At 72.0% G+C, this 13,078-nt stretch carries 10 protein-coding genes; 5 read left to right on the forward strand and 5 right to left on the reverse strand.

Features of this window, described 5'->3' with window-relative positions; translation table 11 throughout:
- Nucleotides 1-20 precede the first annotated feature (20 nt).
- From BMW67_RS01255 to BMW67_RS01265, 3 genes are all read left to right on the forward strand, one after another.
- A complete protein-coding gene (locus tag BMW67_RS01255) occupies nucleotides 21-998 on the forward strand; it encodes an NAD(P)H-dependent flavin oxidoreductase (protein WP_072746823.1) in 978 nt (325 codons plus the stop codon).
- 571 nt (nucleotides 999-1,569) lie between these two features.
- A complete protein-coding gene (locus BMW67_RS01260; protein ID WP_072746824.1) occupies nucleotides 1,570-2,655 on the forward strand; it encodes a Rossmann-fold NAD(P)-binding domain-containing protein in 1,086 nt (361 codons plus the stop codon).
- A 73-nt stretch (nucleotides 2,656-2,728) separates the two neighbouring features.
- The gene (locus BMW67_RS01265; protein ID WP_072746825.1) at nucleotides 2,729-4,348 is read left to right on the forward strand and encodes an MBL fold metallo-hydrolase RNA specificity domain-containing protein; all 1,620 of its coding nucleotides are present in this window, start codon (nucleotides 2,729-2,731) and stop codon (nucleotides 4,346-4,348) included.
- 21 nt (nucleotides 4,349-4,369) lie between these two features.
- Here the strand turns inward: BMW67_RS01265 and BMW67_RS01270 are convergent, their stop codons facing one another.
- The 3 genes from BMW67_RS01270 to BMW67_RS01280 form a co-directional block, all read right to left on the reverse strand.
- A complete protein-coding gene (locus BMW67_RS01270; RefSeq protein WP_072746826.1) occupies nucleotides 4,370-4,690 on the reverse strand; it encodes a 2Fe-2S iron-sulfur cluster-binding protein in 321 nt (106 codons plus the stop codon).
- A gap of 79 nt (nucleotides 4,691-4,769) precedes the next feature.
- Nucleotides 4,770-6,278 carry an MATE family efflux transporter gene (locus BMW67_RS01275; protein ID WP_072746827.1) on the reverse strand — a complete coding sequence of 503 codons (1,509 nt, stop codon included), beginning with the start codon at nucleotides 6,276-6,278 and terminating at the stop codon, nucleotides 4,770-4,772.
- A gap of 13 nt (nucleotides 6,279-6,291) precedes the next feature.
- Nucleotides 6,292-7,527: an MFS transporter gene (locus BMW67_RS01280; protein WP_072746828.1), complete on the reverse strand. Its 1,236-nt coding sequence runs from the start codon at nucleotides 7,525-7,527 to the stop codon at nucleotides 6,292-6,294.
- A 150-nt stretch (nucleotides 7,528-7,677) separates the two neighbouring features.
- Here BMW67_RS01280 and BMW67_RS01285 point away from each other — a divergent pair, with 150 nt between their 5' ends.
- Both BMW67_RS01285 and rimO read left to right on the forward strand, forming a co-directional pair.
- The gene (locus BMW67_RS01285) at nucleotides 7,678-8,775 is read left to right on the forward strand and encodes a YeeE/YedE family protein (RefSeq protein WP_072746829.1); all 1,098 of its coding nucleotides are present in this window, start codon (nucleotides 7,678-7,680) and stop codon (nucleotides 8,773-8,775) included.
- A gap of 28 nt (nucleotides 8,776-8,803) precedes the next feature.
- Complete coding sequence (gene rimO, locus BMW67_RS01290) at nucleotides 8,804-10,219, forward strand: 30S ribosomal protein S12 methylthiotransferase RimO (protein ID WP_072746964.1); 1,416 nt, start codon at nucleotides 8,804-8,806, stop codon at nucleotides 10,217-10,219.
- Between the two features lie 241 nt (nucleotides 10,220-10,460).
- Here the strand turns inward: rimO and lipA are convergent, their stop codons facing one another.
- Nucleotides 10,461-11,495: a lipoyl synthase gene (gene lipA, locus BMW67_RS01295; RefSeq protein ID WP_245728421.1), complete on the reverse strand. Its 1,035-nt coding sequence runs from the start codon at nucleotides 11,493-11,495 to the stop codon at nucleotides 10,461-10,463.
- A gap of 142 nt (nucleotides 11,496-11,637) precedes the next feature.
- Nucleotides 11,638-13,074, reverse strand: a complete 1,437-nt coding sequence (locus BMW67_RS01300) for an NAD(P)(+) transhydrogenase (Re/Si-specific) subunit beta (protein WP_072746830.1) — start codon at nucleotides 13,072-13,074, stop codon at nucleotides 11,638-11,640.
- Nucleotides 13,075-13,078: the final 4 nt, after the last annotated feature.

Genomic DNA, 13,078 nt, shown 5'->3' on the forward strand with positions numbered 1-13,078 from the left:
TTTCGCCAAGAGGCCATCGCATGAAAACCCGCATCACCGAGCTTTTCGGCATCGAGCGCCCCATCATCCAGGGCGGCATGCACTATGTCGGCTTCGCCGAGCTGGCGTCCGCCGTCTCGAACGCCGGCGGGCTGGGCATCATCACCGCGCTCACCCAGGGCTCGCCCGAGAAGCTGGCCGCCGAGATCGCCCGCTGCCGCGAGATGACCGACAAGCCCTTCGGCGTGAACCTGACCTTCCTGCCCGCCTTCACCGCGCCGCCCTATCCCGAATACATCCAGGCCATCGTCGAGGGCGGGGTGAAGATCGTCGAGACGGCCGGCCGCTCGCCCGAGCAATACATGCCCGCGCTCAAGCAGGCGGGGATCAAGGTGATCCACAAATGCACCTCGGTGCGCCACGCCCTCAAGGCCGAGCGCATCGGCTGCGACGCGGTCAGCGTCGACGGCTTCGAGTGCGGCGGCCACCCCGGCGAGGACGACGTGCCGAACTTCATCCTGCTGCCCCGCGCGGCCGAAGAGCTGAGCATCCCCTTCGTCGCCTCGGGCGGCATGGCGGACGGGCGCTCGCTGGTGGCGGCGCTGGCGCTGGGGGCCGAGGGCATGAACATGGGCACGCGCTTTCTGGCCACGCGCGAGGCGCCGGTGCACGAGAAGGTCAAGCAGGCCATCGTCGCGGCCACCGAGCTGGACACGCGCCTGGTCATGCGCGGCCTGCGCAACACCGAGCGCGTGCTGGCCAACCCGGCGGTCGAGAAGATCCTCGAGATCGAGCGCGAGAAGGGCGACGCCCTGCAGATCGGCGACATTATGGAGCTGGTCGCCGGCGTCTATCCCAAGGTCATGCGCGAAGGCGACGTCGAGGCCGGCGCCTGGTCCTGCGGCATGGTGGCCGGTCTGATCCACGACGTGCCCTCGGTGGCCGAGCTGATGGACCGCATCATGGCCGAGGCCGAAGAGATCATCTCGCGCCGGCTGGCGGGCATGATCGCCCGCTGATCCCGCCGCCCGATCGGGTTCGCCGATCGGGCCGCCCGATCCGATCCGCGCCGCCCGCGCCGCGCCCCGCGGCCCCGGGCGGCGCCCCCGCCCCGGCGCCGAAACCGCGCCGGCCAGCCGCCGCCGCCCGAAGGCGGCCGCCCGGCCCGGCCCGGCCGCCTGCGCCGCTGCGTCGCCTGCCTCGCCTTGCGCCTGCGTCGCCGCGTCCGGCCGCATGCCCCGCCGCAGCCGGGCCGCCCAACCGCCCGCGCGCGGGCCGACCTGCGCACGCCGCGCACATGTTCGCGCCTGCGCCCCGCGCCGCTCCAACGCGCGCGCAAGGCGCCCCGCCGCATTCCGCCCGGGCCCGACCGGCGCCCGCGTCGCCTTCGGCCCGTCCATCCGCATGCCGGTCCGCCCACCCGCCCGCATGTCCGCCCATATCCCCGACCGCCCGATCGGCCGATGCCCGCCGACGGGCCGCCATGCCCGCTCCCGGTCCGCCCCGCCCGCCCCGCCGGGCGGGCGAAAGGGTTTCGCCATCGCGCGCAAGCCACTATCTGTGCGCGGACAGATCTCGGAAGAGGACGCCATGAAGCTGCATCTGCGCGACGAGGCCCGCGCCACCGAGCGCCGCGCCCCCCTTGCCCCCGACGACGCCGCCGCGCTGATCGCGCAGGGCGCCAGCATCGCCGTCGAGCGCTCGGACAAGCGCGTCTTCCCCGACGAGGACTACGCCCGCGCCGGCTGCGCGCTGGCCGAGCCGGGCAGCTGGACGACGGCGCCGCGCGACGTGGCGATACTGGGGCTGAAGGAACTGCCGCCCGAGCCGCGCGACCTGCCCTGGCGCATGATCCACTTCGCCCATGTCTTCAAGCGCCAGTCGGGCTGGGCGGACGAGCTGGCGCGCTTTCGCCGCGGGGGCGGGGCGCTCTATGACCTCGAATACCTGACCGGCCCCGACGGTCGGCGCGTGGCCGCCTTCGGCTACTGGGCCGGCTGGATGGGCGCGGCGCTGGGGCTGTGGCGGCTGATGGCGCGCGAGCTGGGCGAGCCGGGCCCCGAGGCCGGCGTGGCCGCCTTCGAGTCGCGCGCCGAGCTGGCCGAGCGGCTGCGGGCGCTGCGCGCGCGCCTCGGCCGCGCGCCGAAGGCCATCGTGATCGGGGCGCTCGGGCGCTCGGGCCGCGGCGCGGCCGACGCGCTGGCCGAGGGCGGCGCGCAGATCTCCCGCTGGGACATCGCCGAGACCGCCGCGCTCGACGCCGACCCGGCCGCGCGCGCCGCGCTGCTGGGGCACGAGCTTCTGGTCAACTGCGTGCTCATGACCGGGCCGGGCCTGACGCTGGCCACCCCCGAGATGCTGCCCCGCCCCGAGTGCCGGCTGCGCGTCATCAGCGACGTCTCGTGCGATCCGTTCAGCGACTTCAACCCGCTGCCGCTCTACCTTGCGCCCACCGGCTGGGACGCGCCCTTCATCAACGTCGGGACCAACGGCGCCGGCGAGCCGGTCGAGCTGACCGCCATCGACAACCTGCCCTCGCTGATCCCGCGCGAATCGTCGCTCGACTTCTCGGCCCAGCTGACTCCGGCCCTTGCGCGCTTCCCGGACGGCGAGGAATGGCAGGCCGCGCGCGCCGTCTTCCTGGCCCGCCTGGCCGAGGCCGAAGAGCTGGCCTGAGCGCCTCGGCGCTGGCGCATAGGCGCGCCGGGGTCCATGATCGGCCCGAGGCGGACCGCAGGGAGGCGCAGGCATGAAGATCGAGGCGACGTTTCACGGCGGAGCCGGAACCGTGACCGGCTCGTGCACCCTGATCCGCGCCGGCGACGTGCGGTTCCTGATCGATTGCGGCATGTTCCAGGGCAACCGCACGGTGCGCGAGCTGAACTTCCAGGAGTTTCCCTTCGATCCGCGCGCCATCGACTTCGTGCTGCTCACCCACGCCCATATCGACCACAGCGGCCTCTTGCCCAAGCTCACGCGGATGGGCTTCAAGGGGCCGATCCACGCCACGCAGCCGACGCTGGACCTGCTCGAATTCCTGCTGCCCGACAGCGGCAAGATCCAGGAGGGCGACGTCGAGCGCCTGAACCGCCGCCGCCGCCGCCATGGCGAGCCGCCCGTCGCCCCCGCCTACACCGCCGCCGACGCCGAAGAATGCCTGCGCCATGGCGCGCCGCAGCCGCTCGAGACATGGTTCGAACCCGCGCCGGGCGTGCGCGCGCGGCTGTGGAACGCAGGGCACATCCTGGGCTCGGCCTCGATCGAGCTGGCGATCGAGGTCGGGGGCCCGCGCCCCCTGCGCATGATCTTCTCGGGCGATCTGGGACCGGACGAGAAGATCTTCCACGAGCCGCCCGAAGCCCCCGAGGGCTACGACTACGTCGTGTGCGAATCGACCTATGGCGACCGCGAGCGCGAGGACGTGACCACCGAGCAGCGGCGCGAGCAGCTGCGCGACGAGATCAACGCGGCGCTGGCGCGCGGCGGGAACCTGATCATCCCCAGCTTCGCCGTCGAGCGCAGTCAGGAGCTGCTGCACGACATCGGCGTTCTGCTCTCGCAAGGGCGGATCCGCCGCGTGCCGGTGTTCCTCGACAGCCCCCTGGCCAGCCGCGTGACCAAGGTGTTCATGAAGCACGCGCGCGAGCTGGAAGACATCGACCTGGACCCCTCGCAGCTGTTCCGCAACCCGAATTTCCGCATCGTCGAATCGGTCGAGGACAGCATGGCCATCAACCGCCTGCGCGGCGGGGCCATCATCATCTCGGCTTCGGGCATGTGCGAGGCCGGGCGCATCAAGCACCACCTGCGCAACAATCTGTGGCGCGACGACTGCACCGTGCTGTTCGTGGGCTACCAGGCGCCGGGCACGCTGGGTCGGCTGATCCTGGACGGCGCCGACATCGTGCGCATCCACGGCCATGACGTGAAGGTCAAGGCGCGCATCCGCTCCATCGAGGGCTATTCCGCCCATGCCGACCAGAAAGAGCTTCTGGCCTGGCTGCGCGCGCGCCTGCCCGTGCGCGCGGCCGTGTTCCTGAACCATGGCGAGGACGACGCGCGCCGCGCCCTGGCGGCGCTGCTGGCCGCCCAGGGCGTGCCCGAGAAGAAGATCCTGCTGCCCGGTCTGGACGAGCGTTTCGCGCTCAGCGCCGGGCGCGCGCCGCTGCGCCAGCCCGCAAGCCGCCGCGCCGCTCCCGAGCAGCTGACGCAGGACTGGATGAACGCCAAGGTGGCGCTGTGCCACCGGATGGACCGCGCGCTCGAGGCCATCCCCGACCCGCGGCGAAGGCTCGAGGTGCTGGCGCGGCTGCAGGCCGAGCTCGAGCGCGCGCTGCGCGATGCGCGCGCGCCCGAGAAGGACGGCTGACGCCCGGCGCGGCGCGGCGGCTCAGATCTGCTTCTCGGGCATCCGCACGACAAGCCCCTCGAGCTCGGGCGTGACCTTGATCTGGCAGGTCAGGCGCGAGTTCTCCTTCGGCTCGTAGGCGAAATCCAGCATGTCCTCTTCCATCGGGTCCTTGGGCGGCAGGCGGTCCGTCCAGGCCGGATCGACGTAGACATGGCAGGTCGAACACGCGCAGGCGCCGCCGCAGTCGGCCTCGATGCCGGGAATGCCGTTGTCGCGCGCGCCCTCCATGACCGTCAGACCGACGGGAACGTCCACCACATGCTCGGTCCCGTTGTGTTCGACATAGGTGATCTTGACCATGCTGGGGAAGCCTCCTTCGCTGTGCCCGGCATACTTAGTCCGGCGCGCGCCACGGCGCCAGACGCAATGCGCGGCGCGCTCAGCGGCGCGGGGCGCCCCCGTCGGCCCCATCGGCGCCGTCGGCCCCGCCGACCCCGTCCGGCTCGTCGCCCGCCGAGGGATGCACGCCCGCCGCCTCGGCCACGGGCATCGAGGCTCCCGCCCGCCCCGAGGGCGTCGGCGGCGCGGCGCCCCAGCCGGCGGCGGGCCGGGCGCCGGCCTCGAGCCGCCCGACCAGCCGCCAGGCCGCCGCCGCCGCCGCGATCCCGGCCAGCACCCCCGCCGCGGCCTGCGCATAGACCACGCCGGGCGCCATGAAGGGCCCGACGAACAGCGCCAGCATGACCGGCGCCGCGATCGCGTCGCGCGACCAGTTGAACAGCGCCGACCACATGGGCCGCCCCAGATTGTTGAAGGCCGAGTTCGCCACGAACAGCGCCCCCGCGAACAGAAAGCCCCCCGCCGCGATGCGCCCGAAGGCCGCCACCACCCGCGCCCCGTCCTCGGACAGGCTGAAGGCGGCCGCAAGGTGCGGCGCGCTCAGCGCCAGAACGGCCCACACCGCCGCGACGTAGCCCGCGTTGAAGATCAGCGCGTCGCGCAGCGTGCTGCGCACCCGATCCAGCCGCCCGGCGCCGTAGTTCTGGCCGATGATGCCCCCGATCGCGCCGCTCAGCGCGAAGATCCCCCCGAAGGCCAGCACGGTCATGCGGCTGACCACCGACCAGCCGGCCACGGCGCTGTCGCCGAACTGGGCGATGGCGCCGGTGAACAGGAAATTGCCGAAGGGCGTGGACAGCTGCGTCAGGCTGGCCGGCAGCGCCACCGCCAGCACCGGCCGCAGATCGCCCAGCGCAGCCCGCAGATCGAACGGCGCCAGCAGGTCGTGCACGCGGGCCAGGAACCGCAACGCCAGCACCGTGGTGACCGCGCGCGACAGCGCCATGGCCCAGGCGGCGCCCTGAACGCCCATGTCGAAGCCGAAAATGAACAGCGGGTCCAGCACCATGGCCGCCAGCCCCGCGCCCAGCGTCACCATCATCGAGCGCCGCGCGTCGCCCTGCGCGCGCAGGATCGAGCCTCCGGCCATGCCCGCCGCCATCAAGGGCAGCGAGGGCAGCGTGACCGACAGGAAATCGGCCGCCGCCTGCGCGGCCATGCCCTCGGCCCCCAGCAGCGCCAGCAGCTCGCGCCGGAAGGCCAGCGCCGCGCCGGCCGTCAGCGCCATGCCCGCCACCGCGATGCTCAACGACGAGGTCGCCAGGCGCCGCGCATCCTCGCGCCGGCGCGCGCCCAGCGCCCGGCTGACCGTGGCCGTGGCGGCGATGGCGAAGCCGATGCCGACCGAGACGGTGAAGAACTGGATCGTCCAGGCGTATCCGACCGCCGAGGTCAGCCGCTCGTCCCCCAGCAGCGAGACGTAGAACAGCGTGACGAAATCGACCAGGAACATGAAGGTCAGGCCCAGCGAGCCCGCCATGGTCATCACCGCCACATGCCGCATGGTCGAGCCGGTGACGAAGCGGCCCTGCGGCCCGCGCGCGCTCATGCCCGCCGCCCTCTCACGAAGGCGCCCCGGCCAGGCGCGGCGACAGGACGGTCTCGCGCCCCGGCTCGGGATGGCGCGGGATCAGCAGCGCCAGCCCCAGCGACACGCAGGCCATCGCCGCCGCCAGCACGAACACCGCCGCCGGCGAGACCAGCCACAGATAGCCCAGCGAGGCCGGCAGCGCGACCGCGGCGACATGGTTGATGGTGAAGGCCACCGCCGCGGTCGGCGCGATGTCGCCCGGCGCCGCGATCTTCTGGAAGTATGTCTTCTGCGCGAAGGCCATGGCGAACAGCAGATGGTCGATCACGTAAAGCGCGGCCGCGACCCATGCGGGCCAGTCGTTGAAATAGACCCCGGCATAGGCCGCGAACACCGCGGCAAGGCCGACATATTCCAGAACCAGCGCCCGCCGCTCGCCGAAGCGCGCGACCAGCCGCCCCACCGCCGGCGCAAAGGCCATGTTCGCGGCGTAGTTGATCAGGAACAGCGCCGTGACCTCGTGCACCTCGAAGCCGAAGCGCTCGACCATCATGAAGGCGGCGAAGACGACGAAGATCTGCCGCCGCGCCCCGCCCATGAACTGAAGCAGGTAATACAGCCAGTAGCGCCGCCGCAGGACCATGCGCTTCTCCTGCGGGTGGGGCGCCTCGAAGCGCGGATAAAGCGCCCATGCCGCCAGCGCGACCGCCGCCGTCGCCAGCCCGCCCGCCATGTAGACGCTCTGATAGCTCAGATCGAAGGTCTTCCACGCGCCCACGATCAGCGCATAGGCCGCCAGCGACGAGGCCGACCCCGCCGCCAGCAGCCAGCCCAGCGCCTTGGGCGCCTCTTCCTTGCTCAGCCATTGCAGCTGAAGCGACTGGTTGACCGTCTCGTAATAGTGAAAGCCCAGCGAGCCGACGAAGGTGGTGATGAGCAGCCCGCCGAAGCTGGGAAAGAACCCCGTCGCCGCCGTCGCCAGCCCCAGCAGCGCCAGCGAGATGACGGCCAGCGTCTGCTCGCGCACGAACAGGATCACGGCGATGACGCCGATGGCGGCGAAGCCGGGGATCTCGCGCACGGTCTGGAGCCAGCCGATGTCCGAGCCGTCGAAGCCCGCCGCCTCGATGACGAAGTTGTTGAGCAGGGCGTTCCAGGTGGCGAAGGCCAGCGGCATGCCGGCGGCCATCAGCGTCAGAAGGCCGATGGGCCGCCGCCAGGCGGGCAGGCTTGCGGCCTGCGCGATGGGGACGGGCGCGTTCTTCATAAGGCGTCCTTACTCCTTTTCCCGCGACCTTTCGAGCGCGATTTCGCCCGCCCCCGCGATATTCCAATCCGCGCATGAGATGGATCAAGGCCCCGCGCCCCGAATCGCGCCATGCCATGGGCGGCATGAAACGTCGCGGAGCGGGACGCCATGGACATTCCCCCGGACCTGGAACCGGCCTTCGAGCTGCTGGGCGAAAGCGGCGCGCAGGTCGCCGCCGGCGCGCTGATCGGGGCGGTCTTCGGCGCCGCGGCCCAGCGCAGCCGGTTCTGCCTGCGCGCCGCCAGCGTCGAGTTCGCCGACGGGCGCCTTGGTCCGCGCATGGCGGTCTGGCTGCTGACCTTCTCGACCGCGCTGTTCTGGACGCAGCTCATGGCCCGGGCGGGCATGCTCGACCTGGCCGAGGCGCGCGTTCTGGCCGCGCCGGGCTCGATCTCGGGCGCGGCGCTGGGCGGGCTGATGTTCGGCGCGGGCATGATCCTGGCGCGCGGCTGCTCGGGGCGGCTTCTGGTGCTGGCGGCCGGCGGCAATTTGCGCGCCCTCCTGTCCGGGCTGGTCTTCGCGGTGGTGGCGCAAATGAGCCTGCACGGCATCCTCGCGCCGCTGCGCCAGAGCCTGGCCGAGCTGTGGACCACCGGACCGACCAATGTCGAGCTGTCGGCCTGGCTCGGGCTCGGCCCCGATTTCGGCCCCGCGCTGGGCGCGGCGTTTGCGCTGGCGGCGCTGGTCATCGCCGCGCGCAACCGGGTTTCGGCCATGACGCTGCTGGCCGGCTCGGGCGTGGGATTCGCGGTGGCGCTGGGATGGGCGGCGACCTCGGCCATCGCGGCGCAGTCCTTCGATCCGGCGCCGGTCAAGAGCCTGACCTTCGCCGGCCCCTCGGCCGACGCGCTGATGTTCGTCCTGACGCCGGGCGCGCGGGCGGATTTCGACATCGGCCTCATTCCCGGCGTCGCGCTGGGGGCGATGGCGGCGGCCGTGTGGGCGCGCGAATGGCGCTGGGAGGGCTTCGAGGACGTGGCCGGCCTGCGCCGCCGCCTGATCGGCGCGGCGCTGATGGGCATGGGCGCGATGCTGGCGGGCGGCTGCGCGATCGGCGCCGGCGTCACCGGGACCTCGGCGCTGGCGCTGACCTCGTGGCTTGCGCTGACCTGCATGTGGATCGGCGCCGTAGCGACGCGCCGCCTGGCCGACCGGCCCGACGCGGCGCCCGAAACCGCGCGCGGGGCCGCAAGGGCGTTTCCATAGCGGCGCGGAATCGCGTATGTGGCGGGGCATGAGCACCCGCACGCCACAGAACCCGCCGCAACTGCGCCCCGACATCGCCCCCGCGCCGCGCTTCGACGCCGCCCGCCGCCCGGGCCAACCGGCCATCGGCATGGTCTCGCTGGGCTGTCCGAAGGCGCTGGTCGACAGCGAGCGCATCCTCACGCGCCTGCGCGCCGAGGGCTACGCCGTCTCGCCCGATTACGAGGGCGCGGACGCGGTCATCGTCAACACCTGCGGCTTTCTCGACAGCGCCAAGGCCGAATCGCTCGAGGCCATCGGCGAGGCGCTGGCCGCCAACGGCAAGGTCATCGTCACCGGCTGCCTCGGCGCGGATCCCGAGTTCATCACCGGCGCGCATCCCAAGGTGCTGGCGGTGACCGGCCCGCATCAATACGAGCAGGTGCTGGACGCGGTGCACGCCGCCGTGCCGCCGGCGCCGAACCCCTTCGTCGACCTTCTGCCGGCCTCGGGCGTCAAGCTGACGCCGCGCCACTACGCGTATCTGAAGATCTCCGAGGGCTGCAACCACGCCTGCCGCTTCTGCATCATTCCCGACATGCGCGGCAAGCTGGTCTCGCGCCCCGTGCACGCCGTGCTGCGCGAGGCCGAGCGCCTGGCCGAGGCGGGCGTGCGCGAGCTGCTGGTCATCTCGCAGGACACCTCGGCCTATGGCGTGGACCGGCGCCATGACGCGCATGAGTGGCGCGGGCGCAGCTGGCGCACCCATGTCACGGACCTGGCCCGCGGCCTGCGCGAGCTGGGGCTGTGGACGCGGCTGCACTACATCTACCCCTATCCGCATGTCGATCAGCTGATCCCGCTGATGGGGACCGAAGCCGATCCGGGCGGGCTGCTGCCCTATCTGGACATTCCCTTCCAGCACGCCCATCCCGACACGCTGCGCCGCATGGCCCGCCCCGCCGCGGCGGCCAGGACGCTCGAGCGCATCCGCGCCTGGCGCGAGATCAACCCCGATCTGACCATCCGCTCGACCTTCATCGTCGGCTTTCCGGGCGAGACCGAGGCCGAGTTCCAGACCCTGCTCGACTGGCTGGAAGAGGCCCGGCTGGATCGCGTCGGCTGCTTCAAATACGAGAACGTCGCCGGCGCCCGCGCCAACGACCTGCCCGACCATGTGCCCGAAGAGGTGAAGGAAGAGCGCTACGCGCGCTTCATGGAGGTCGCGCAGCGCATCTCGGCCGAGAAGCTGGCCGCGCGCGTGGGCGCGCGGCGCAAGGCGATCGTCGATTCGGTCGACGAGCAGGGCGCCGTCTGCCGCACCATTTCCGATGCGCCCGAGATCGACGGCGAGCTGTTCATCGACGAGGGGTTCGAGGCCCTGTCCCCGGGCGACATCGTGACGGTCGAGATCGACGAGGCTTCCGAATACGATCTGTGGGGCCGCCTGATCGCGCGCGACTGAGGCGCCGCCAGCCCGACGTCAGGCGCCCCGGCGCCGGGCGCCGCGCCGGGCCGCCTCGCGCGCTTGCGGCGGGATCGTCGAAGGCGGCGAAGGGGGTCGCAGGCCCGCCCGCGGCGCCCCGCGGCTCCTCGACGGCGGACCGGGGCGACGGCGGACCGGGGCGCGACCGGCCGCGCGGCGGCCCCTCGCGCCGGCCCGTCGTTTCGCTGCGCGCCCCGCCCGGACGTCCCGTTGCCCCGGCTCAGGCCCCGCGGCCGGCCAGGCGCGCGGCGCGAAGGCGGGCGAAATCCTCGCCCGCATGGTAGCTCGAACGGGTCAGCGGCGAGGCGCTGACCATCAGGAACCCCTTGCCCCAGGCGGCGCGCTCATAGGCGGCGAACTCGTCCGGCGTGACGAAGCGGCGCACGGGGTGATGCTTGGGCGTCGGTTGCAGGTATTGGCCGATGGTCAGGAAATCCACGTCCGCGGCGCGCATGTCGTCCATCACCTGCAACACCGCCTGACGGTCCTCGCCCAGCCCGACCATGATGCCCGACTTGGTGAAGATGGTCGGGTCCAGCTCCTTGACCCGCTGCAGCAGCCGCAGCGAGTGGAAGTAGCGCGCGCCCGGGCGCACCTCGGGATAAAGGCCGGGGACGGTCTCGAGATTGTGGTTGAACACGTCGGGGCGCGCGGCCACCACGGTTTCCAGCGCCTCGGGGCCGCATTTGAGGAAATCGGGGGTCAGCACCTCGATGGTCGCGCCGGGGCTCTTGCGGCGGATGGCGCGGATGGTGCGGGCGAAATGCTCGGCGCCGCCATCCTCGAGATCGTCGCGATCGACCGAGGTGACCACCACATGGTTCAGCCCCAGCTTGGCCACGGCGTCGGCGACGCGGGCGGGCTCGAAGGGGTCGAGCGCGTCGGGCCGGCCCGTGGCGACGTTGCAGAAGGTGCAGCCGCGGGTGCAGATCTCGCCCATGATCATCATGGTGGCGTGGCCCTGCGACCAGCACTCGCCGACATTGGGACAGCCGGCCTCGGAGCACACGGTGACCAGGCCGTGCTCCTGCAAGGTGCGGCGGGTCTGGTTGTAGCCCTTGCCGCCGGGCGCCTTGACGCGGATCCATTCGGGCTTGCGCAGCACGGGGGCGTCGGGCCGGCGCGCCTTTTCCGGGTGGCGCTGGGCGCGGTCGCGCAGATCGCGCGCCTTGGCGCCGGCGCGGCCCGGTCCGGCCTCGGGCTCGGCGGTCGGCGCGCCCTGAAGGACGGAATCGGCTGGGTTCATGTCGCTCATGCAGGGGCCCTCCTGGACGCGAACATAGCCGCCGCCGCGTCAGCTTCCAAGCGGCGCGGCGCGCGCGGGCCATGCGCGGGGCGCAAAACGGATGCGGCCGGCGCGCAAGGCGCCGGCCGCGATGGCCGCAAGGCCTCTTCCGTCAGGACAGCTTCGACAGAAGCGCGTCGATCGAGGCCTTGGCGTCGCCGTAGAACATGCGCGTGTTCTCCTTGAAGAACAGCGGGTTCTCGATGCCCGAATAGCCCGTGCCCTGGCCGCGCTTGAGGATGATGACCTGCTTGGCCTTCCACACCTCGAGCACCGGCATCCCGGCGATGGGCGAATTGGGATCCTCCTGCGCGGCGGGGTTCACGATGTCGTTCGCGCCGATGACGATGACCACGTCCGTGTTGGGGAAGTCGTCGTTGATCTCGTCCATCTCGAGCACGATGTCGTAGGGCACCTTGGCCTCGGCCAGGAGCACGTTCATGTGCCCCGGCAGGCGCCCGGCGACGGGGTGGATGGCGAAGCGCACCTGCTTGCCCTGCGCGCGCAGGCGGCGCGTCAGCTCGGACACCGACTGCTGCGCCTGCGCCACCGCCATGCCGTAGCCGGGCACGATGATGATGCTGTCGGCCTCTTCCAGCGCGCTGGCCACGCCGTCGGCGTCGATGGCGATCATCTCGCCCGAGACCTCGGCCGCCGGCGCGCCCGTGCCGCCCCAGCCGCCGAGGATCACCGAGACGAAGCTGCGGTTCATGCCCCGGCACATGATGTAGCTGAGGATGGCGCCCGACGAGCCCACCAGCGCGCCGACCACGATCAGCAGGTCGTTGCCCAGCGTGAAGCCGATCGCCGCCGCGGCCCAGCCCGAGTAGGAGTTGAGCATCGAGACCACCACCGGCATGTCGGCCCCGCCGATGGCCATGATCAGGTGCCAGCCGATGGCCCCGGCCAGGATCGCCACCACGATCATGGTCCACAGCCCCGCGCCATCCAGATACATCCAGCCCAGCAGGAAGCACAGGACGAAGCCCGCCAGGTTGAGCTGGTGGCGGAAGGGCAGGGTCAGCGCCGCCGAGCTGATCTTGCCCGCCAGCTTGCCATAGGCGACCACCGAGCCGGTGAAGGTGATGGCGCCGATGAGGATGCCGAGGAAGAGCTCGACCTTCAGCATCGAAAGCTCGACCGACGACTTCTTGGCGATGGTGGCCGCAAAGCCGGCAAGCTGCTCGACCGTGCCCGCCTCCTTCGCCGCCAGCGCCGCCTTCATCTCGAGATCGGCGTTGATGCCGATGAAGACCGCGGCGAGGCCGACGAGGCTGTGGAAGCCCGCCACCAGCTCGGGCATCTGGGTCATCTGCACGCGGGTGGCGACGACCCAGCCGCCGATGCCGCCGAGCGCGATCATCAGCGCGATCACCGCGTGGTTGCCCACGCCGGGCGTGACCACGGTCGCGCCCACCGCCAGCGCCATGCCGACGATGCCGTACCAGATGGCGCGCTTGGCCTTCTCCATGTTCGAGAGGCCGCCCAGCGCAAGAATGAAGAGGATGGCCGCCACCACGTAAGCGGCCGTCACGAAACCGATGCTCATCTCA

The sequence above is a fragment of the Oceanicella actignis genome (assembly GCF_900111545.1).
Lineage (GTDB): Bacteria > Pseudomonadota > Alphaproteobacteria > Rhodobacterales > Rhodobacteraceae > Oceanicella > Oceanicella actignis.